At 34.4% G+C, this 22,248-nt stretch carries 21 protein-coding genes and 3 tRNA genes; 9 read left to right on the top strand and 15 right to left on the bottom strand.

From position 1 onward, the window contains the following. Positions 1-20: 20 nt before the first annotated feature. Positions 21-1,307 carry a DUF2130 domain-containing protein gene (locus tag J0383_RS18250; protein WP_207295404.1) on the bottom strand — a complete coding sequence of 429 codons (1,287 nt, stop codon included), beginning with the start codon at positions 1,305-1,307 and terminating at the stop codon, positions 21-23. A gap of 181 nt (positions 1,308-1,488) precedes the next feature. Then, on the bottom strand, positions 1,489-2,289 hold the full coding sequence (locus tag J0383_RS18255; RefSeq protein WP_317196757.1) for a LysR family transcriptional regulator: 801 nt from the start codon (positions 2,287-2,289) through the stop codon (positions 1,489-1,491). Between the two features lie 424 nt (positions 2,290-2,713). Between J0383_RS18255 and J0383_RS18260 the strand changes: the two genes are divergently transcribed. Next, positions 2,714-3,421 (top strand): class I SAM-dependent methyltransferase, encoded by a 708-nt coding sequence (locus J0383_RS18260; RefSeq protein ID WP_207295405.1) that lies wholly within the window; start codon positions 2,714-2,716, stop codon positions 3,419-3,421. Positions 3,422-3,509: 88 nt separating this feature from the next. On the opposite strand, the gene J0383_RS18265 is transcribed toward J0383_RS18260, so the two are convergent. From J0383_RS18265 to J0383_RS18280, 4 genes are all read right to left on the bottom strand, one after another. Next, entirely contained in the window at positions 3,510-3,974 is a 465-nt protein-coding gene (locus J0383_RS18265) for a DUF3291 domain-containing protein (RefSeq protein ID WP_207295406.1), read from the bottom strand. Positions 3,975-4,120: 146 nt separating this feature from the next. Continuing rightward, complete coding sequence (locus J0383_RS18270; RefSeq protein ID WP_207295407.1) at positions 4,121-4,399, bottom strand: putative quinol monooxygenase; 279 nt, start codon at positions 4,397-4,399, stop codon at positions 4,121-4,123. A 2-nt stretch (positions 4,400-4,401) separates the two neighbouring features. Next, positions 4,402-5,007 carry an NAD(P)H-dependent oxidoreductase gene (locus J0383_RS18275; RefSeq protein WP_207295408.1) on the bottom strand — a complete coding sequence of 202 codons (606 nt, stop codon included), beginning with the start codon at positions 5,005-5,007 and terminating at the stop codon, positions 4,402-4,404. Between the two features lie 288 nt (positions 5,008-5,295). Further along, positions 5,296-6,282 carry an aldo/keto reductase gene (locus J0383_RS18280; RefSeq protein WP_207295409.1) on the bottom strand — a complete coding sequence of 329 codons (987 nt, stop codon included), beginning with the start codon at positions 6,280-6,282 and terminating at the stop codon, positions 5,296-5,298. Positions 6,283-6,398: 116 nt separating this feature from the next. Between J0383_RS18280 and J0383_RS18285 the strand changes: the two genes are divergently transcribed. Then, on the top strand, positions 6,399-7,244 hold the full coding sequence (locus J0383_RS18285; protein ID WP_207295410.1) for an AraC family transcriptional regulator: 846 nt from the start codon (positions 6,399-6,401) through the stop codon (positions 7,242-7,244). 214 nt (positions 7,245-7,458) lie between these two features. Here the strand turns inward: J0383_RS18285 and J0383_RS18290 are convergent, their stop codons facing one another. Together J0383_RS18290 and J0383_RS18295 are read right to left on the bottom strand one after the other, a co-directional pair. Beyond that, on the bottom strand, positions 7,459-8,220 hold the full coding sequence (locus J0383_RS18290) for a C40 family peptidase (RefSeq protein ID WP_207295411.1): 762 nt from the start codon (positions 8,218-8,220) through the stop codon (positions 7,459-7,461). Positions 8,221-8,287: 67 nt separating this feature from the next. After that, complete coding sequence (locus tag J0383_RS18295) at positions 8,288-9,466, bottom strand: acetyl-CoA C-acyltransferase (protein WP_207295412.1); 1,179 nt, start codon at positions 9,464-9,466, stop codon at positions 8,288-8,290. Positions 9,467-9,706: 240 nt separating this feature from the next. On the opposite strand from J0383_RS18295, the gene J0383_RS18300 reads away from it, so the two are divergent. From J0383_RS18300 to J0383_RS18315, 4 genes are all read left to right on the top strand, one after another. After that, positions 9,707-9,790, top strand: a tRNA-Ser gene (locus J0383_RS18300). A 14-nt stretch (positions 9,791-9,804) separates the two neighbouring features. Next, a tRNA-Pro gene (locus tag J0383_RS18305) sits at positions 9,805-9,879 on the top strand. A 15-nt stretch (positions 9,880-9,894) separates the two neighbouring features. Further along, a tRNA-Arg gene (locus J0383_RS18310) sits at positions 9,895-9,968 on the top strand. Between the two features lie 116 nt (positions 9,969-10,084). Next, positions 10,085-10,876 (top strand): Fic family protein, encoded by a 792-nt coding sequence (locus J0383_RS18315; RefSeq protein WP_207295413.1) that lies wholly within the window; start codon positions 10,085-10,087, stop codon positions 10,874-10,876. Between the two features lie 31 nt (positions 10,877-10,907). Here J0383_RS18315 and J0383_RS18320 read toward each other — a convergent pair whose 3' ends face one another. Together J0383_RS18320 and J0383_RS18325 are read right to left on the bottom strand one after the other, a co-directional pair. After that, on the bottom strand, positions 10,908-11,684 hold the full coding sequence (locus tag J0383_RS18320) for a ThuA domain-containing protein (protein ID WP_207295414.1): 777 nt from the start codon (positions 11,682-11,684) through the stop codon (positions 10,908-10,910). Positions 11,685-11,709: 25 nt separating this feature from the next. Then, a complete protein-coding gene (locus tag J0383_RS18325) occupies positions 11,710-13,482 on the bottom strand; it encodes a glycoside hydrolase family 9 protein (RefSeq protein ID WP_207295415.1) in 1,773 nt (590 codons plus the stop codon). 291 nt (positions 13,483-13,773) lie between these two features. On the opposite strand from J0383_RS18325, the gene J0383_RS18330 reads away from it, so the two are divergent. Next, positions 13,774-14,595, top strand: a complete 822-nt coding sequence (locus J0383_RS18330; RefSeq protein WP_207295416.1) for a phospholipase A — start codon at positions 13,774-13,776, stop codon at positions 14,593-14,595. Here J0383_RS18330 and J0383_RS18335 read toward each other — a convergent pair. Then, on the bottom strand, positions 14,592-15,341 hold the full coding sequence (locus tag J0383_RS18335) for a hypothetical protein (RefSeq protein ID WP_207295417.1): 750 nt from the start codon (positions 15,339-15,341) through the stop codon (positions 14,592-14,594). The two genes, J0383_RS18330 and J0383_RS18335, sit on opposite strands and share 4 nt — an antisense overlap. Before the next feature lie 221 nt (positions 15,342-15,562). On the opposite strand from J0383_RS18335, the gene J0383_RS18340 reads away from it, so the two are divergent. Then, entirely contained in the window at positions 15,563-16,666 is a 1,104-nt protein-coding gene (locus tag J0383_RS18340) for a fatty acid desaturase family protein (RefSeq protein ID WP_207295418.1), read from the top strand. 33 nt (positions 16,667-16,699) lie between these two features. On the opposite strand, the gene J0383_RS18345 is transcribed toward J0383_RS18340, so the two are convergent. After that, the gene (locus J0383_RS18345; RefSeq protein ID WP_207295419.1) at positions 16,700-17,938 is read right to left on the bottom strand and encodes a M20 metallopeptidase family protein; all 1,239 of its coding nucleotides are present in this window, start codon (positions 17,936-17,938) and stop codon (positions 16,700-16,702) included. 79 nt (positions 17,939-18,017) lie between these two features. Further along, positions 18,018-19,766: a CocE/NonD family hydrolase gene (locus tag J0383_RS18350; RefSeq protein ID WP_207295420.1), complete on the bottom strand. Its 1,749-nt coding sequence runs from the start codon at positions 19,764-19,766 to the stop codon at positions 18,018-18,020. A gap of 75 nt (positions 19,767-19,841) precedes the next feature. Between J0383_RS18350 and J0383_RS18355 the strand changes: the two genes are divergently transcribed. Beyond that, positions 19,842-20,495: a M15 family metallopeptidase gene (locus J0383_RS18355; RefSeq protein WP_207295421.1), complete on the top strand. Its 654-nt coding sequence runs from the start codon at positions 19,842-19,844 to the stop codon at positions 20,493-20,495. Here J0383_RS18355 and J0383_RS18360 read toward each other — a convergent pair whose 3' ends face one another. Both J0383_RS18360 and J0383_RS18365 read right to left on the bottom strand, forming a co-directional pair. Continuing rightward, a complete protein-coding gene (locus J0383_RS18360) occupies positions 20,496-21,062 on the bottom strand; it encodes a hypothetical protein (RefSeq protein WP_207295422.1) in 567 nt (188 codons plus the stop codon). Between the two features lie 2 nt (positions 21,063-21,064). Continuing rightward, entirely contained in the window at positions 21,065-22,246 is a 1,182-nt protein-coding gene (locus J0383_RS18365; protein WP_207295423.1) for a THUMP-like domain-containing protein, read from the bottom strand. Positions 22,247-22,248: the final 2 nt, after the last annotated feature.

Below are 22,248 nucleotides of genomic sequence, written 5' to 3' on the forward strand. Positions count from 1 at the left end.
TGGGAACTTGTTGATGTGATTTATTCAAACAATTCTTTTGGATCGTCGTTTTCTGAATCTTCTTCAATAAAATCCAATTCCAAAGCTCGTACACTTTGAACTGCATTTCCAGCAATACCGCGAATCGAACCGTACATTCCTAAAGTATTATGAACTACTTTTTCGATTTGTTTTTCTCTTTGTTTCCAAATTCTCTGCATGGCTCTTTTTTCAGAATCCAGATCGCTTTGCATTTGGGTGAAACCTTCTACAATTCCCTCAATCTGCAAACGGAATTCGTTGCTCGTTAAGAAATCATACAACATCGACATTTTGTCGCCTTTGTTTTCTTGCGCTTGAACCGCTTGATTAATTTGAATTAAAGACTGACGCAAAACCGCACTTAAACCTTTAAATTCTTCGTATGTACAAATCCAAATTCCGTCTCGCATTCCCATTCGGTCCATTCCCGAAGGCATTACTTCGGTAACCAAAACTCCAATATTGGCTCTTTTGGTTCGAATATCGTTTTTGAATTTCTCAATCCAAGATGGCTGAAACGCTTTGGTTCTTTTACTTTCGTAATAAATAGAACCGCAATTTTGATGTTCTCTTGTATTAACCACTTGAAGACAGTCGGCACCGTTGGCTCCTTTTTTAACTTCGTCAATACTGTCAAGCGGGAAATTGTTGGCCAGCCATTCTTCAATTGCTAATTCCATTACTTCGCCTTGCAATTGCATCGAACCTTGTTCTTGTTTGCGTTTCATTTCTTCAGTCAGCTTTTTTTGTTCTTCCAGCTGTTTCTGAAGTTCTTTGAATTTCAGTTCGTTTTTATCGTCTTCCTGTTTTCTGATTTTTTCACGTTCCAAAGCCAATTGAGCGTTTAACTGCTTTTCGGCTTCGGCCTGAATGGCTTCTTTCATTTCCAGTTTTTCGCGCTGTAATTTTGCGATTTCACCTTCCATTTTATTCAATTCCCTAATTTTTTCAGACTTTTCAGAGAGTTCCTTTTCCATGAGTAGTAAACGATCTCTGTTTTCTTCTTCCAATTTGGCTTTTAATTTTTCTGAAATTTCTTTTTCAGCTGTCTTTTTCTCGCGCTCCAAACGTTCAGCAAAAAGTTCGTTTTCCTGTTTTTTCTTCGCTTCAAATTCGGATTTGGCTTTTTCCAATTGTTCGTTTTTAAGCTCCAATTCACGGTTTTGAATATTTGCTTTTTGTTGAAATTCTTTACGGATGCTATCTTCCAATTGATGCTTTAAAACATCATTGACATCGATAGGAGTTCCGCAGTTTGGACACTGAATTGAAGATTGTTCAGCCATTTTGTATTGATTTTTATGGAATGGAATTATAATTTGCTAAGGTATTTAAAAGTTCTCTTTTTCTGATGTGGATTTCTGTACTAAATTGTAACGAATTTTTGTTATAGATAGCCACGAATTCCGAATTTATTTTGAAAACTTTGCGCATAGATTTTAAAAAAATAAATTCGTGAATTCGTGGCTATTTTTCCGCTAACAAAAAGGCAACAGCAGATTGCGTGATTTCAGAATGATCGTCTTTTGAAGTTATTATGGATACATTTGTATATAAATTAACTTTTTTCAATTCGATAAAAGCAATTTCTGAATCCTGATTGTTTTTCGCAATGTTTGACGGAACAATCGAAATTCCCAATCCATTTTTGACCAATTGCACTATTGAATTGATATTATTGGCTTCGTGAATAATCTTCGGCGTAAAGCCATAAAAAGCGCAAAGTTCCAGTAAAACTTCATGATAATGCGGCGCGTAATCCTTATTGAAAAAAACAAACGTTTCATCTTTTAATTTTAAAATATCATTTTCCGATTTTATCTGAAAAGCGTTTTTATTATAAACCAATGAAAATCCGTCTTTAAACCATAAATGTGATTTTATTTTTGGCGAATGAATGGGCGATCTAATAATTCCCATTTCGATTTTTCCTTGTTCTAAAGCGTCGATTTGTTTGGTGGTGGAAATTTCGAAAAGTTTGAAATTGACGTAAGGAAATTGCGCTTTCAGATGTTTTATTAAATCGGAAATAATAGAAGAATAAATCGAACTGATATAAGCAATTCTGAATTCGCCCGAAACGTTCTCTGCAATCTTTTTTGTTTTGGATGAAATGCGATCTAGATTCTGAAAAAGTGCCGTAACTTCTTCTTTAAAATACTTTCCTGCTTCGGTAAGTTCTACTTTTTTATTGTTTCTGATGAAAAGTTTGGCGTTAAGTTCTTCTTCTAATTCCGCTATTTGTCGGCTTAACGGCGGCTGCGAAATAAAGAGTTTTTTGAAGCTTTGGTAAAATTCAGTTCTTCAGCTACAGCTAAGAAATATTTTAGATGACGTAATTCCATGATACTTTTAAAGTATTATTAATTGATAAAAATAGTATTTTTAAAGTATTTATGAAAGGAGTAGTTTTGAAAAAATAAAATATTTCTCTCGCAGATTTAAACAGATTTAGCAGATTATTAATTTTTAGATAAATCATCTTAATCATAATAATACCCGATCATATAATAGCAAAAAGATTCGCCCAATCTGCTTGATCTGCGGGAGATTAAAAAAGAAAAAAATAAGTTTCTCGCAGATTTAACAAATTTAAGCTGATCAAATCAGATTTTTTTTTATTTGAATCGTAAAGAATAAAAAAGAGAATCATTTTAAATCTGCGTGAAAATTTTAAAAAAAATAAAAGGCCATGAAAAAATCAACCATCGAAGAAATCAAAGAACGATTTGACAATGATGTCGAACGATTTTCAAATTTAGAAACAGGACAGGTGGCTACAATCGACGCTACTATTTCTTTAGAATTAATAACGGAAGCTTCAAAACGAATTGTTCCGAATGCCAAAAACGTTTTGGATGTGGGCTGTGGAGCAGGAAATTACACTTTGATGATGTTGTCTAAAGTGCCGAATTTAAACTGCACTTTGGTCGATTTGAGTTTGCCAATGTTGGATCGTGCTTTTGAACGGGTTTCGGCAGTAACAAATGGAAAAGTAGAAATAAAACAAGGTGATATTCGTGAGGTAGCTTTAGAAGAAGAAAGTTTTGATATTATTTTGGCGGGTGCTGTTTTACATCATTTACGTGATGATAACGATTGGGAAACGACTTTCACTAAATTATTTAAATTATTGAAACCAGGCGGCTGTTTGATGATTTCAGATTTAATCACACAAGATACTGATTTGTTGAATGAATATACATGGCAGCGTTATGGCGAATATTTGGAAGGAATAGGAGGGGCAGAGTATCGCCAAAAGGTTTTGGATTACATTGAAAAAGAAGATTCTCCGAGATCGATGAATTACCAGTTAGATTTGATGAAAAAAGTAGGTTTTTCAAAAGTCGAAATTTTACACAAAAACATGTGTTTCGGAGCTTTTGGAGGAATTAAGTAGTTTTTATAGCCACGAATTCACGAATTTATTTTTTTACAATCTTTGCGTAAAGATTTTAAATTAATTCGTGAATTCGTGGCGGAAAAATCTACGCTTCAATCGGCATCGGATATTTGTTTCTTAGATCGAAAACTAATTCTGAAGGGCCATTTTTCTGTAGGTAATCTAATTTTTCTACAGCCTCTTCCATGGTTGGAATTTGACCTTTTGGAATCCACCACATGGCTGTATGTGCTTTTCCGAATTTATGAAACCATTCTTTTCGGCGTCTTAAAAATTCGCTGTGAAACGTTTTGTACATATAATGTTCTAAAGTTTCGATGCTTTCCCAAACCGATACATTGATGATAATCTGCTCATCGTTGTACGGATTCAGACTTGTGGCATTGTAACTGTTGGTATCGTCTTTTAATCTCCAGACAAAACCTTCGCTTTCTTCTGCTAAAGTGTTTACAGCATCTAAATTATCTACAAATTCTTTCATTATTGGGTCGTTAATATCGACTCCTTTCATTTTGGCAACATTAATTTCATCAAGATGATAATGACTCATATTTTATTTTTGTGAATGAGAGGCAATTTAGCTTTTTTCTGAATATTATGTAGGATTTTTTTTCTGCAACGAATTCACGAATTATTTTTTTAAAATCTATGCGTAAAGTATTTAAAATTAATTCGTGAATTCGTGGCGGAAAAACTTTACAGAATCTGAGCGGTTTTATATACTTGAATTGGTGTTGAAACCAATGTTTCGGTTTGTTTGATGAAATCTTGCAGGTAAGACTGGCTGTTATGTAAATCTAAACCGGGTTGGTCTTTCCATTCTTCCCAAAGAATAAAAACATTTTCTGAAGTGTGTAAATCGTAACGAATGCATGCGGCTTCTTTTCTAGTTTCGGTTACTAGATGTGTCAGCATGTTTTGAACTTCAATTAAATGCTCTGGTTTGCTTTTTAAAATTGCGGTAATTGAGATCATAATTATAAGTTTTTGAAAGTTTCTTCTAAATGTTTTGTGTAATTCTCTTTAAAGATAACGATATTTTCTGGTGTTGCGCCTTTTTCAACATCATGGAAATGAAATCCGTTTATGCGTTCCATTCCTGTGAATTTGTTCATTTTATGAAAACCAAACATTACGCCATCATCAACAGAAGTTTCGTCGAAGAATTCTTCTGGAAGGGTAAAAGCCGTAGCAGGCGCGTTCCAGCTTGTGGTAAGCATGTACTTACGTCCGTGTAGAAGTCCGCCAGTTCCGTAGTTGATATCAGGATTTACACGGCTTCTTCCGTCGCTTTTGTAGATTCCGTTGTTGTGTCCTTGGGTAAAAACATCGTCTATGTATTTCTTGAAAAGGTTTGGTAATTGAAACCACCAAACTGGTGTATGATAGATAATTAAATCTGCCCAAACGAATTTTTCTACTTCTTTTTGAAGGTCAATTTCGTCTTCTACATGAGTGGTTTTGATTTCGTAATTGTTGTTTTTAGATAGAAATTCTACTGTCCAGTCCTGAACGGTTTTGTTGAATTTTCCTCCTGAATGTGCGAATTTTTGTCCGCCGTTAATTATAAATATCTTTTTCATTTTAATTGTTCTTATGAAAACGGATGTGTGAGGGATAGAGGCGGTATCCTTTTGCGAAATGAAATGGAGCAAAAGATATAGCCGAAAGCCCGGTTCGCCGCGGCGAACACACCCAAATTATTTTTATGTTTTAAGTTTTTGAGATTGTTTTAACACATAGAAACATAGGTTTTTCTTTCTGGAAGGGAATTGAAAGAAACTAGTTTCTAACACATATTCTATGTGTGATTATTTAAGTGAAACGCCTTTGTAGACAAAGGAAATCTATGTTTCTATGTGTTTAAATATTTATTTTAGTTTAGAAATTGCCTGATTGATGAATTCCAATTCTGAAGCTGATAAATCAAAATCCATTGTTTTGGCGTTTGAAATGGCTTGTTCTGCGTTTCTTGCTCCTGCTAAAACTATTGCAATTCCTTTTTGTAAAGAGGTCCAGCGTAAAACTAATTGTGATAAACTTGCTTCTTTGGCATGTGCTAAAGACGTTAATTCTTCGACTAAAGTTTTTACTTTTTGAAGATCGAATTGACCGAAATAACCGTTTCTATGGTCGTTTTCTTTTAGTTTGCTGTCTGTGAAATATTTTCCGGTTAATAAACCTCTTTCCATTGGACTGTAAGCTATGATTCCGATGTTTTTTGCTACGGTGAAAGGAATTAGTTCGTCTTCAATTTTGCGGTTCAGCATGCTGTATGCCACTTGATTTGAAGCGATTTGAATTGTTTTTTGCGCTTCTTGAATTTGTGCAACGTTGTAATTACTTACTCCGAAAGCTCTAATTTTTCCTTGCTGAATTAAACTTTCTGCTGCTTCCATTGTTTCAGAAATCGGAGTAGTAGAATCTGGCCAGTGAATTTGAAGTAAATCAATGTAATCGGTTTGAAGACGTTTTAGGCTTTCCTCAACTTCTTTAATTACATTTGCTTTTGATGAATATTTGTAAATCGGAACTTTTTTACCGTTGTCATCAGCATCAAAAAAGAAATCGCCTTTTCCGTTGTTGCTTCCGTCCCAAACCAAACCAAATTTGGTAAGCAATTGAATTTTAGAGCGATCTTGACTTTTAATGGCTTCTCCAATCATTTCTTCGCTTAAACCAAATCCGTAAAAAGGAGCAGTGTCAATTGTAGTTACGCCGTGGTCAATTGAAGCATGGATGGAGTCGATTGAATCCTTCTTTTCTGTTCCACCCCACATAGTTCCACCAATCGCAAAAGCACCGTAAGTAATGGTTGATAATTCCAATTCTGAGCTGCCTAATTTTCTATATTCCATGATAGTGATTTTTTCTGTTTAAAATTGATGAGGCAAAATTATACTGTTTTTAAGATTCTTATTTGGTATATATTTGTCTTTTTTAGGTATATTTGCATCTTCAAATAAATAGGATTATGAAAAAAGAAAACTTATATGAGCCGTTTACAGTTTCTTTTGAAACGCTTAGTGAATATCCAGATGTGGGAGATCGTCATAATTTTTTTGAATTAGTTTATATTCTGGAAGGAACAGGAAGACAGTGTATTAACAAAAATATTTTTGAATATGATCCGGGGCATTTGTTTTTATTGACGCCTGAGGATTGTCATAATTTTACGATTGAAACCGAAACGAAATTCTTCTTTTTAAGGTTCAATGATATTTATTTGAAAAATTCGAGTTTGCAGAATGAAAATATTCAGCGCTTGGAATATATTCTTCAAAATGCCAATCATCAGCCGGGTTGTATCTTGAAAAATGATCCTGATAAATGTTTGGTAAAAGTGATGATTGAAGCGATTTGTCGTGAACATCAGGATAAAGATGTGTATAATCAGGAATTGATTCAGCAGTTGGTCAATACGCTGATTATTATTGTGGCGAGAAATATTGCGAAATATCTTCCGGAACAAGTAACGATAAATACGGAAGCTAAAGCAATGGATATTCTGCAGTATATTCAGAATAATATTTATTATCCAGAAAAGATTAAGGCGGAATCTATAAGTGATTATTTCGGAATTTCGAATACGTATTTAGGTCGCTATTTCAAAAAACATGCAAGCGAAACGATGCAACAATACATCAGCAATTATAAAACAAAACTGATTGAACATCGTTTGCAATTCAGTGATAAGCGTATTAATGAAATTGCTTATGAGTTTGGTTTTACGGATGAAAGCCACTTTAATAAATTCTTTAAAAAACAAAAAGGAAATAGTCCGTCTGAATTTAGAAAGACAATTCGATTGAGCGCTTAGTTTTTTTTTAGCCACGAATTCACGAATTTATTTGTACACAATAAGAGTAGTAAATGATTAATTTCACGAATAGTTAGCTATATTATTTAAGCGGATTTTAAATAGATTAAAAAGAGAAAAAATAAATCTGCTAAATCTACGAGCGAAAAAAATAAAAAATCGGTAAAAAATTCGCGTTTTCGCAAAGCGAATCTGTTTTATCCGCCTGCTTTTTTTAGATAATCTTTTTAATTACCCGAAGTTTGTGAGTGTGTTTGTTTAATTCGGGATTGTAAATTCCGGTGTGGTCCAAACGGTCAATGCGGACTTTTCCACTTGCGTGAATGATGTAATTATTGTCCATAATGATGCCTACGTGGGTAATATTTCCTTCATCATTATCAAAGAAAGCCAAATCGCCTGGTTCACATTCTTCAATAAAACTTAACGGATCTCCTTCAAGTGCCTGCTGTGATGCATCGCGATGAATTTTATAACCGTTTAACTTATAAACCATTTGGGTGAAACCAGAACAATCAATACCAAAAGGTGTTTTTCCACCCCATAAGTAAGGAGCATTCAAATACATAAAAGCCGTTTTGATTAAGCCACTCTTCGGTTTTATACCGCTGGTTTTGGTGCCTTCGAAATCAAAGTTTGAAATATTAATTTCGTTATTGTTTAAAAACGATAAGGAAGCTCCAAGCGGAATTGGAAGTAATAAATTATTAGGAGCTGTGATATAATCGATTAAGTCGGCATTTAAAATAATTGCTTCTTTGCTTAAAAGATTAAACTGCTCTTTGGTAATTTCCTGAATTTGTTTAGAATCAATCCAGCCTTCGTAATCATCAAATTGAATTCTGATTTTAGCCCATTGATTATGGCGTTCTAATATTTCAACATGTTCGCCAAATAAAAGCTGTGTGACAATTTCACTTCTATCGCTGGCTTCGGCTCGAACGGGTACTATGGCTAAATTGCAAATTCCAAACATCTAAGGAAATTTATTAGTTGAAAATCAGGAGTTATAGGTATAACTCCTGATTTTTTAAGATATTGTTTTAAGCTCTTTCGATAACAATTGCTGATGCACCACCACCGCCATTGCAAATGGCAGCAGCTCCGGTTTTTGCATTGTTTTGTTCTAAAACATTCAGTAAAGTTACGATAATACGTGCTCCAGAAGCTCCAAGAGGATGTCCTAAAGAAACTGCGCCACCATTTACGTTTACTTTATCGTTATCAAGGTTTAGTATTTTTGAATTGGCTAATCCAACAACAGAGAAAGCTTCATTGAATTCGAAGAAATCAACATCTGAAATTGAAATTCCTGCTTTGTCTAACGCTTTTGGTAACGCTTTTGCTGGACTTGTTGTAAACCATTTTGGTTCCTGTGCAGCATCTGCATAGCCTTTTATGTAAGCTAGAGGTTTTAGCCCTAAAGCGCTTGCTTTTTCTTCAGACATTAAAACTAAAGCAGCAGCTCCGTCATTGATTGTTGAAGCGTTTGCAGCAGTTACGGTTCCGTCTTTTGTAAAAACAGGACTTAAAGACGGAATTTTATCTAATTTTACATTAGTGTATTCTTCGTCTTTAGAAAAAATGATTGGTTCACCACGTCTTTGCGGCACTTCAACAGGAACCACTTCGTTGTCGAATTTTCCAGCGTCCCAAGCTTTTGCACTTCTTTCATACGATTGAATGGCGAAAGCGTCTTGTTCTTCACGGCTGATTTTGTATTCAGATGCACATAAGTCAGCGCAAACTCCCATTGCGTTGTTGTCGTAAGCATCTGTCAAACCATCTTTCTGCATTCCGTCAAGCATAGTTGCTGGACCAAATTTGTTTCCGGCACGCATTTGTACGTAGTGAGGAATCAAGCTCATGCTTTCCATTCCGCCCGCTATTACAATTTCAGCGTCGCCGCATGCGATTGCTTGTGCAGCGAACATTACAGCTTTCATTCCAGAGGCACAGACTTTGTTTACTGTTGTGGCAGCAACTTCTTCTGATAATCCGGCGAATAATGCAGCTTGGCGTGCTGGTGCTTGTCCAACTCCGGCCTGAATTACATTCCCCATGAAAACTTCATCCACTAATTTTGGGTCTAGGTTAATTTTTGAAAGGGCTCCTTTTATAGCAGCAGCGCCTAATTTTGGTGCAGGTACAGTAGATAACCCGCCCATGAAACTTCCGATAGGTGTTCTAACGGCAGAAACGATAACAACTCTTTTGTTCATTTTCTGTTTAATAATAGTTAGTAAGCAAATTTACTGTTTATTTGAATAAATTCAAATTTTGTGTTGAATAGGGTAGATTTTAAATTTAAGGTGAAATTTTTGTTAATTCTATTCGTTTGATTGTGAAGCGTTTTAAAAAAAAGATGCAAAAAAGTTTAAAAAAAGCGCAAAAATAGTTGTGAGAAATAGAATGTTGTTATACATTTGCAACCGCAAAACGGGAAGCAATTCCTTGAGCAAGGAGAGGTGCCAGAGCGGTAATGGAGCAGATTGCTAATCTGTCGACGGGTAACCGTCGCCAGGGTTCGAGTCCCTGTCTCTCCGCTTAAATTTTGCCTCGGGGTGTAGCGTAGCCCGGTTATCGCGCCTGCTTTGGGAGCAGGAGGCCGCAGGTTCGAATCCTGCCACCCCGACTACACTAAAATAATGGTCGCATAGCTCAGCTGGATAGAGCACCTGCCTTCTAAGCAGGCGGTCGAAGGTTCGAATCCTTCTGCGATCACAAAAAGCCACTCAAATCGAGTGGCTTTTTTGTTTTTACGCGATCTAGCTCTTTTTTATTATTTAATTGAGTTTAGAATTGTATTTTTATAGTAACTTTTCTAATACCACAAATCAATGGAATCTCTTATATTAAAATATAAATGTTTAGGAATTACTGATGTATTGCATTACGAGAAATTCAATTTGATTTCTATAAGCCACCATTCGACAAAAATTGAAGGGTCTACTTTAACAGAATTGGAAACCCAAATTCTGTTAGATAATGGTTTAACTCCCAAAGGAAAACCTATTAATGATACTTTGATGGTGACAGATCATTTTAAAGCACTTCATTTTATTATTGATAAAGCTAAAAACCAAGTTTCTATTACTACAGATTTGGTTAAAGAAATTAATTCTTACGTCATGAAAAGTACAGGAGGTATTTACAATACTATTTTAAGAGAAGTAGATGCCAGTAAAGGAATGTTTAGAAAAGGAAATGTTACCGCAGGAGTTTCTTATTTTCCCAATTATGATAAGGTTGAGAGATTAACTAATGAATTGACTAAATTTATCAATGCTAAAATGAGTGATAATTTGACAATTGATGAAAAATTGTATTTATCATTTGATGCACATTTTAATCTAGTAAGTATTCATCCATTTTATGATGGTAATGGAAGAACGTCAAGATTACTTATGAATTATATTCAAGCTTTTTACGATCTGCCACTCGCCATTGTGAACAGTGAAGATAAACAAGAATATATCCAAGCGTTAATTGATACTCGAAAAGAAGATAATATTCAGATTTTTAGAGATTTTATGAGAAATCAATATGAGCGATACCTTTTAAACGAAATCAAAAAGTTTGAAGATGGTTTTTCATCAAATTCAAATAAAGGATTTAGTTTTCTTTTTTGAGGGACTTTTCTAATTTAGTTTTTAAACAACTTCATCTTTTTGCTGCTGCCCAGAAAATAGAATTTCGAAGCAGAGTAGTGTAAACTTCATTTTCAAACAATTCGGGAGCGTGTCCCATAAAAATATAGACATTTTTGGAGGCAAAATGATCATTTGTCCACACTACAGGATGATCGCCCATTTTTATCTTTGAATCCGGTTCATAAGTCGATTCATCTACTGAAGCCAAAACCTGAACATTCTCTCGCGGACTTTTGTCATAGGTATACCATTCTTCTTTTTGAACCAGAAAATCTGCGGGAATACCTTTCATAACAGGGTGAAGTTTATCTTCTACATGAACTTTCCCACTTGCAAAATCCGGAATGTAATTGACAAATCGAATACCGCCCATAAAATCAGAAAACCATTTCCACATTGGATACCCATCAAATTCTCCCAATAAAGTGGCATGATGCAATCCAACCCAGCCGCCTTTTCCGCTGTTTATATAATTTTGAAAAGCCTGCATCGATTCTTCGCTCCAAGTATAAGGAGGATAATCGAGTTGTATAAAAACCTGATATTGCTTTAAAAGTTTTTCATTTATAGTTTTAGTATTTTCAATGTAATCAATTGTAAAACTGCTGTCGGTAGCGAGTTTGTTCAGCCACGGTTTTGCCGCTTTCGTAAAAGCTAAATGGTGTCCGCCATTTTCGTATAAAACTAAAGCTTTAAAACGTGATTTTTTTGTTTTTTGAGCCAGACAATCTACCTGCAAAAAGCAATTTAAAAACAGTAAAGAAACTAGCAGTATTAAATTTTTCATGTAATTGTTTTTTAAATATTTCAAATTACGGTTCGACAGTTGCTGTAATGGCTTGTAAAAACCAAGCCGAATGCGGAATCCATTGTTCTGTCCAGCGCCATTCATCATTTCCTTCTACATCCATCTTAAAATCAATTCCAGAGCCGTCTGGATTTCCTTCTTTTCCAGTAACTCCATTTGAAATACCACCTTTTTCGGAGCCATGTCCGTAATTAGAATGCATGTAAGGAACGTTTTTTTCTCCAAATTCATACATAAAACACACCGAATACGGATTACAGCCTAAAATCCAAGAAAGCTGCTGCGAAGCAAATAGGTCTAATGATTTTTTGGTGCTGTCGTTCTTTTTGAAAGATAAAACTTTTGCACCTTCAACGGCTGCCGTCGAAAGAGAAGCTAATCGGGCATTTTCGCCCTGCCACCACCAGCCGGTTTCATTTTCATGCGGAATAAAAAATCCATCTTTAATTTTGCCTTGAAATAAAAAGCTTTGTCTCGCATATCCAAACGGATTGCTGACATTGTTTGTAACGGCTAAATTATAATCTAAAGCTTTTTTGATAACCATTGTAGCGGCGTTTCTTTCTTTGGTGTCCGTTTCTTTTTTCAAGTAACGGGTTAAAGTCACTACAGGTAAACCGGCATCTGCAGCATGCCAAAACGGACGATTGCCATCATTGCTTTTAAACCAGCCTTTATCAGTCATTCTGTTTTCGAGTTTGTGCGCCCATTTTCGAGATTCTTCTTTGTAGAAATTATCATTCGTGGCGATCCATAATTCGGTTGCTCCCATTAAGGCACAATATTCATCGATGATGTTTTCTTTTCCGTCATCGTCATATTTGGTGTTGTATTTTAAAAGATGGGCATAAGCACGTTTGGCTCCGTCGAGATATTGCTGAGAGGTAAATTCGCCGTTTTTCTTCCATTGTGAAATTCGGGCGAGAGCCGCAATTGCCATTCCTGCGCCTTCGCGAAAAGCACTCTGATATTCATCTGTAGTTACGCTGTTGGCATGTAGTCCCACAATTCTTCTAGCTGCAGGATTTTTATCAAAATAGCTGAAAACTATCATATAAAAATAATCTTCATCAGATAAACATCTCATCATGTAATCAGCGCCCCAAAGCGCTTCGTTATCTAATGAATCTTTTATGTTCCATTGTACGAGTTTTTTTGAAATGGTTTCAGAAGTATTAATAAGCGACCAAGTTACCAAAGGGGTCTGCTGCGGCGATACAAAATTGGCATATGCGAGATGCGAAAAGTATTTGCTTACATCACCAGATGCATCGCACCATCCGCCACGTACATCGACTTTTTTTGTGCTTCCGTACAAAAGAATGTTTTTATCAGCTTCAAGTTCTTCTGGTGTGTTGGCTCTTTGTTTGTTGTAATAATGTACAATCGAAGAAATAGTTCGTTTTGCCAATATATTTTCTTCAATAGAAAAAGTGGCTGAACTATAAGTTTGATTGGCAATTTTTATCTTGATTTTGTAATTTCCGGGTGTTTGGAAAGATGAAAAATCGGCTTTGAAAAATAATTTTCCAGGCTTCCATTCGTCTATACTTTCGGGAGAACCAACGGCAGCGTTAAAAACAGCTTTTTGAGATGAAATATCAATAATATCAAAAGTTGTATTTGGCAGTTTGCTATCATATTCTATTAAAGCAATTTTGGGACTTTTGGGATCGAAACCAATTTGATTGACATAAATAGAAGGCTGACTATACGCAAATACAGAAATTAAAAAAACTACTGCCAGAAATTTTAATGGTGTACCGGTTTTTACCATAGTTTGTTTTTTAGAAATAAGAGAATGAAATAATGGTTTTTAAAAAGCAAATTACAAAAAAGTAAAAGTTTAGATCGTTTTATAAATCAAACTAAAAATGAAAGTGATTATAGAAAAGACTTGTTTTTGCTGAGGTTTGATGAAAATAAACGATCAAAATGATGTGTATTTGATGGGATTTTAGGACCTAAAAATGTACTAGAAAAGTGCTCGGAAATTTTTTAAAAATTGAGTAAAATAGTGTAACTTAGTGTAAATACTAAAATTTTAATACCAATTTAATCCATAAAAATGCGCTCTAGATACCTTATACTCTTTATTGTTTTTTTTTCAATTAAAGTAAATTCCCAAATTATAGAAGAAAAGAAAAACTTCCGCGCGGCAGATTCATTATTAAAAGAAAACAGCTTTTCGGTTCATCGAGACAATTACTTTTTAACAGGAGTTCCAATAAATACTGATATTACCCGAAATACTGCCGATGTAAAATACCAAGTTAGTTTTAAACTTCGACTGACTTCAAAACCTTTGTTTGGCAGTTTTTTCCCTTATTTGTTATACACACAAAAAGCGTTTTGGGATATTTATGCCAGTTCAAAACCTTTTTCGGAAATTAATTTTAATCCCGGTGCTGCTATTGTTCGTCCGTTTTATTTAAAAGGAGGAAGGCTTACGTATGCTGCGATTTCATTTGAACACGAATCAAACGGAAGAGATTCTATTTATTCCAGAACTTGGAATATGCTGGCGTTTTCATTAAAATCTCAGGTTTCGCCAAGATGGACTGTGGGTATAAGAGGATGGGTGCCGCTGGTTGATAAAGATGATAATCCCGGATTGACGCAATACGTTGGTTATGGAGAAGCCAGCGCGAGTTATTTGATACAACCCGGACGCTGGAGCGCCGATGTACTTTTTAGAAAAGGAAGCGGACTTATTAATTACGGATCGCTGCAGACACAGCTAAACTGGCGACCGTATCGAAATGAGAATTATTATGTCACGCTTCAATGGTTTGTGGGCTACACTGAAAGTTTAATTGACTATAAAGAACATAAAAGCATGATCCGGTTAGGATTTACAATCAAGCCTGAAAATATGGGGATTTTTTAAAAGCTGTTAATAAGCGGTAATAAATTTTCTCTCGTTCCATTTTTTAAATGGATGACATCGAATTTTTTGGTCGATGAAAATGAGCCAATATCACTATCGCTATTAATTAAAACTGCACCAACAAGAATAATGTATCGGCAGTTGTATTGGGTTGCCGATACTAATTCTTCGATTCTTTTATCAATGGATTCATAAATAATTTCAGTGGTTTCATAAAGGGGAATTTCTGCATTCAGGATTTTATCTTTCTGATGGTAAAGAATCTGTTCGATGGTGTTCATCTGGTAATCCATTTCGGTAATATGACCAGGCAGAATGTCGTTATTCTGAAGTTTACTTAAAGCGCCATGAGCTGCACCGCAACAGCTTGAAGCGTGCATTTGCCCAAAACGGTTGATTTCTCCAATTTTGCCTTCTTTCGAAATACCAATGTGTGGACCATAATAAATGAAAACTGCGCCATCATCTGGAACATGACTTGCAAATGCCTGCATTCCGGTTAATCCAGTAAATGGAAATCCATCTAAACCGCCCATTTTAAAAGGGCCGAGAAATTCATTTGCTCTTACCGGATATTGTATGCTGTTTACATCGTCGCTGCAAATACTGTCTGCATACATAATTTGTCCGGGTTCGAGATCTAGGTTTTCTTCAACGTAATCGATTATTTTATTAATGAAGTCAATAGTAGTTAAAGCATTAGGATAGTATTTTCTAATGATTTCTAGTTTTTCTCTTTTTTTCATTTTAAGAAATTTGAATTTTCCGTTTCAGGCAGATGGTAGATTTTACGGAATAGTAAAGTTATGAAATTCTGATATTTTATTTTAAAGAATAAGTGTTTATCTCAAAACAGGGATTTGTTTATCATTTTTAATGGTTATAGTTTTACTTCTAATGGTTTGCGTATGTGAGTTTTAACTTTTTTTTATTAAATTTGATAGTACAATTTCTAGCCAATACGATTATGGAAAAATTAAAACGCCCGGTTTATTCCAAAGCTGGTTCAGATGATTTTTTTAAGAAGATGCGCACAGAAGTCAACGAAACTGTTTTGCAAAACGAATCACTCTATCGTTTAAACGTTGTAAAATCCATAGGTCTATTGGTTTTGTATTTTGCGTTTTATGGCTGTATTTTATTTTTCGGCAATACTAATTCTCTTTTGTATTTGTTTTATGTTTTGTGTGGTTTTACCATGATTGTGCTTTTTATAAATGCCTTTCATGATGCGGCTCACGGAGCATTGTTTAAGAAAGCAAAGCATAACGAATGGTTTTTGTATGTGCTGGAGCTTTTTGGAAGCAATCACTGGCTTTGGATGCGCCGTCATATTAATCTGCATCACGCGTACCCAAATGTACAAGACTGGGATATCGATATTAAACAAAGCAATATCATTCGTATTTTTCCTAACAGTCCGTTATTTAGTTATCATAAATACCAGCATATTTATATGTGGTTTATTTATCCGCTTTACAGCTTGAACTGGATTTATATTCGGGATTTTAAGGATTTCTTCGGAACTAAAAATAATTATGTGAAGAAGGTTGTCGATACAATTCCGAAGAGGCAAATTTTTCTATTATTCACAGCTAAAATTATCAATCTTTTTTATATCCTTTTTATCCCAATGTTTTTTCTCAATCAGCCTTGGTATATTGTTTTAGGAGGCTGGTTTGCGATGCACCTATGCGGAAGTGTTCTTGGAGTTGTAGCTTTGGTATCTACTCACGTTGATGAAGATGCTCAATTTCCGGGAACGGATGAAGAAGGAAATCTTTCAGCGACTTGGGCCGTGCATCAAATGATTGTGACCAAAGATTTTAGCACCAATAGTAAATTGGCGAATTTTTTATATGGAGGTTTTACGCATCATGTGGCACATCATCTTTTTCCGGGAGTAGGACATACGTATTATCCGTACATAACACCGATTATAATGCGTTATGCTGAAGAATATGATCTTCCGTATACTTCTTATCCTTTTTATCATGCCGTACGTTCCCATTTTAGAATGCTGAAAGGTAAAGGGGTTAAAGAAAATATTTTGATGACGGGTGAAATTTGAGGTTCAAATCCCTCCATGGTCATAAGATATTTTTTATTTCCCTCTTTCAAATAGTAATGACGAAAATGTCCTAACTCCAGTTCTAATGCATTCTTCATCGACTTCAAAATTTGGAGCATGATTCATAGCGATGATTCCTTTCTGGAAATTAGAACCTCCAAGGAGAAAATAAACGCCAGGGATTTTTTGCTGAAAATAAGCGAAATCATCATTAAAATAAGGAACTTGTCCGTAATCTGGAACAACAAATCCTTTTCCGAAGATTTTATCTAAAATATTTATAGAAGTCTTTGTTAAGTTTGGATGGTTTAAAACAGTTGGATTTTCTTTTATAAATGAAACAGAAAGCAATTTTGAACCATAATTATTGTCTGCAATTACTTTTTCAACAGTTGGAATAATATTTTTCAATCGTGTCGCATCGGTTTCATAGATTTCTGCATTTACACGAAAAGTATCATTTTTAGAATAACTTCTGAAATTTTCTTCACTAATTAAATAGTCTTTAAATATGGTGTTTGGATTCGTTAATCCAATTTTAGGATCTAAAATAGATTGAATTTCCCAAGGTTTACTATCATTAATAGTTCTAACCAAAGACTTGCGGATTTTGGCAGAAAGATCTTTTACTTCTTCGTTCGATAATGCAGTTTTAAATTGTATTCCTATTTCTTTTTGGTAAGCAAACATTTCGTTTGGTTTTACCATTATTTGTCCAGTAGGTAAAGCCGTTACATGAAGCGCAAAAATCTCATCGATTTTAAATTTTGAAAAAATCTCATTTTCGACCATTTTTTTAGCTCCAATAAAGGTCTCTTCTTCTGGTTGAAAAATAAAGTAAACCGTACCATGAAGTGACTTTTTATTTTTTACTAAAACTTCTGCAATTCCTAACGCAATTGTCATGTGCACATCGTGTCCACAACCGTGCTGAACGCCTTTTGTTTTGAATTTAAAACTAGATTTATCAGGAAAATCATTTGGGAGAGCGTCCATATCGGCTCTCCAAGCTATTCTTTTTCCTTTTTTGGCACCTTCCAAAATACCTACAACGCCATAACCATAAATATCGGTTTCAACCTTAAGACCTAAATCAATTAATTGCTTTTTTATGATTTCCTGCGTTCTTTTTTCTTTTCCGGCAAGTTCTGGGTTCTCATGAAAATCTCTTCTAATTTGAACCAATTTTTCGAAAATTTTATCTGTTTCAAGCTGAATTGATTTTTGAGTTTCGATTTTACTTTTGTTGTTCTGTGCGACTATACTCGACATGAAAAGTGAATTAAGAAAAAGTAACGCTAATATGGTTTGTTTGTTCATTTTATATTTTGTTAAAAAACAGATAGGTAAATTATTTTAGAACCGGAATTTTTATAAAGCTGTCGTTGTACCACTGAATTTTTAAAGGTTCTTTGGCATCGCGTATAGTTTCGTCGCTAACGTCTTTTCCAGTTCCGTAATTTAATTGTGAAAAAGGATTTTTATTAACGGTCAAACCAATCAAAAGTCGGCTTCCTTTACTTAATTTTTTGCTCACAAAATGGGTATTTGAAAAAGAAACTGTTTCTATTGTATTCGGTTCTAAAAGCTGTCTTTTTTCAATATCTTTTGCATAACTGGCACGGCCAATGTAGTAAGAAAGATGGAAATATTCTCCGTTTGGTGTGACTTCATAAACTGTGATGCCTACATCCAAATCTTTTTTGTTGATGCTTAGTTTAATTTCTCCCAGAAAAGAACCGTTTACTATTAAAGATTCAGTCAAAGGTTCGCTGATAAAAAAGTAACCATCATTTTTGTTGACTTCTTTCTGAATAATTGGACTCGGATAGTAATTGTTATTGCTGATTTCTCTATTGGCAAAATCAACTTCTTGTGTTAGAAATTCTTTCTTTTTTGGTTTTTTAAAATCTGCTAAACGAAAATCTTGTGATGGAGCAGAAGTCAAATAAAAAGTCAGATATTCATTGTGCATTTTTTCGAATGAAGAAGCGCTTTTCCATTCATTGGCACCCATGACTTCATAATTGATTTTATCTTTCAGAATTTCTGGTTTGGCTCCATTTTTCAAAATATAATCAAACCATTGATAGGTAATTTTTTTAATATCAATTAAAGAAACAGGATCGACTTTGTAATCGTTTAAAACGGCTTCACCACCAATCTGGGTTCCAAAATGTCCATAAGGACCAATTACCAGATAAAAAGGCGTTTTCGGACTGTATTTTTGAAGTTCTTTTAAATAGTACAAACCCGAGTTTTGCGAATCATTGTAATAACCGTCAAAAGCTAAAACAGGAATATTGATCTTAGCAAAATCGGTTTTATAAGGCGCCATTTTCTGCCAGTAGGAATCAAATGAAGGATGCTTTATCCATTTTTGAAACCATCTGTTTGGCTCGCCGTCTATGCTGTCTAATGTTTTGTACGCCGTTCCAGATTCCCACCATCTAAATTTTAAACCTCTAAAACGAGGTCGGTTATTATTGGTTACAGTATCAAGGTATTTGTTGTTTCCCACATAAAATGCCCATTCATAGTTTGGATTTATAAAAACATTGTTTTCCATAGGAAGTCCCATTCCGGGTCTGTTTGCTACAGCAGGAACGATTGTTTTAAGTGCGGGATGCATTTTTTTGCAGGCTGCCCATTGGGTAAATCCGTTATAACTGCCTCCGTACATGGCGACTTTTCCGTTGCACCATTTTTGTTTACTAATCCAATCTATAGCATCATAAACATCATTGGCTTCGTCTTCGTACGGATTAATTTCATTAGGACTAAAGCGTTTTCCTCTTGAATATACGATAATTCCAGTATAACCTTTATCTACAGATTCTTTAATGGATTTAAGATCTCTGCCTTTATCGCGAACATAAATGGTGTACTGCAAAATTACAGGTTGTGGTTGGGCATCGTTCTTTTTTCGGGCGATCATAGCAGATAATATGGCTCCGTCACGGGTTTTAATCGACACGCTGTCTTGAATGTCATACGTGTTTTCTTGATCTGCTGCTTTTGCAGTTTTGGTTTGCTGTGCAGAAACAGAAATCACCGCAAAAAATAAATTCAGAAATAATAATAGCGCTTTATGAATCATAATTACTAGTTTTTTGGGTTAAAGGAAGTTAATTATTATTTCTATATTTACATAAAAGACGTCAATTATAACTTTATGTTACATTTTATTAAAACTTTATCTTTATCATTTTTTCTTTTGGGAACGATTTCGGTCTGCGCACAGCATGAAGCTTATGAAGTTCCAACAGAACAACAAATTGCTGATACTACTTTTGTAAACTTAAAAGATTATAGCACTGATTTTGTGTATGATATGAAATATGCTACTGAAGATAATTTCTTGAAAGCCAAAGTATATGACTGTGCCGAATGTTTGCTGCGTTTAAAAACAGTGAAAGCATTGGTTGCTGCCAATAAAGATTTTATTAAAAAAGGATATAAAATAAAGCTCTATGATTGTTATCGTCCGTTGTCGATTCAGAAGAAAATGTGGGCAATCGTATCGAATCCCAATTATGTGGCAGATCCAAAAAAAGGCTCCATCCACAATAGAGGAGGAGCCGTTGATATTTCGTTAGTTGATGCTGACGGAAAAGAACTTGATATGGGAACTTCTTTTGACTTTTTTGGTCCCGAAGCCGGTCACAACTATACTAAGTTTTCTAAAAATATTTTATCAAACCGAAAGTTTTTGAAAAAAATAATGATTCAAAACGGATTCAATTCATTTGATTCTGAATGGTGGCATTATAATTTAAAAACAGGTTTGAAAGATGCTGTTTCCAACCAAAAATGGAATTGTAATTAATTACTCGACACATTTAATGTTTTCCATGAAATAAGTGTTTGGCTGATACGTTTTGCCATTCAGCTCCGAAACTAATTCACGCTTAACAATATAATCTTCTACATTCGTTAAGTATTTTACTCTCATAATTAAAATTGGAGATTTTTTCAGTTCTTCAAAATTGTCTTTCATAAACATAAAAATCCCTGTGTTAACGCGGTTGTCAAAACCTTTATCGTCACGGATAAGCGTTCCGCAGCTTTCTTGGTCAATGTGCATTAAAGTCACAATTTTACCATTTTCTAACTGAAGAAAGATTTTGGAATTTTTGTCAAAACAATTCGCTTTGATGAAATCTTTACTTTTTTGAATCAATTGTAAATTTAATGTTGGAAGTCCGTCTGTTTGTGCCAGAGAAAAGAAAACATAACTGAAAGTTCCTCCAAAGTTTTTCTCGCTTATTAAATATTCGTTGGTTACTTTATAAGAGCCAATAGAGTCATTTACGTTTACGCTGTACTCACATGGTTTTTGGGCAAATGCGGTAAAGGTTAATAAAAAAAGAGTGAATGTAATTAGTTGTTTCATTGCTAAGTAATTTTTGTGCAAATTAAAACTATTTTGTTATCATTTTTATCAGTTGTAAAAAAACAATATGTATTTCCTCCATTTTTTATTTTCCACTTTTTGCGGATGTTTTCTACCGTTTCCGGAAAGTTGCGTGTGGTAACGTTTGCCTGCTGGTTTAAAAGTTCTTTTTTCATTTCATTTTTATGGTACGAAATGACTTTTTCGATAGCAAAACTTCTTCCGGGAAAATCGATTAAATTTTCCGAAGTATATAAATGCGAATGTTTATGCAGTTTGTTTATTTGAAAAAACGCGCTGACTTCATCAAATCCGCCAGATTTCATAATGGCCGAATTGGGTTCATAAAGATATTGCTGCGGCAGATTATAAGATGAAAACTGATTTTGAGCATCTAGAATAAATTCAAATGTTTCTACTTTATCTTTTAGAATATTGGCTGTTTTTAAAGTGATTTCGCCTTTATAATTTTTATGAATTTCGAAAAGAAGTTCTTTTACTTCATTTTCTAAAGCAATAATATGAATGTTTTTTACAAATTTCAATTCTGATAAACCGGCTGAAATATCCAATAATGGAGCTGTTTTAATTAAAATAGAATCGGCTTTTTCAAAATAAAAATCTAAATTTTCGGGAACATTCGGTAAACAGTCCTTCAGCATAAAAACTTTGCCTTTTGCATCATTTCTTCTGGAAGGATCAATGTAAATCCAATCCCATTTTTTGTTTAAATTATTTAAAACATTCGAAGAATCATCGGCATAAAAAGTACAGTTGGTAACCTTTAACTGCTCATAATTATGTTTTACAATTTCAGATAAATCCGGATTGATTTCGCAATGTGCAATGGTTTCAAATTTCTTCGAAAAATAATAATCATCCACTCCAAAACCTCCTGTAAGATCGATTATTGATTTACCGTTTATTAAGGAAGCTTTGTAAGCAGCTGTTTTTTCTGATGAGGTTTGTTCAACCGAAATTTTACTCGGATAAATAATGTTTTCAGCACTAAACCAAGTAGGCAGTTTTTCTTTTGCTTTAGCTTTGGCTTCAATCTGATTTAAAATCAAAATCCAATCCGTTTCCGGAAATGGATTTTTCTGAAGCGCTAATTTTTTAATATCTGCACCGCTGTTTCGGGTTATAAATTCCTGAATGTCGGGATGCAAAATAGAGGTATTCAATG

The organism is Flavobacterium endoglycinae (genome assembly GCF_017352115.1).
Lineage (GTDB): Bacteria > Bacteroidota > Bacteroidia > Flavobacteriales > Flavobacteriaceae > Flavobacterium > Flavobacterium endoglycinae.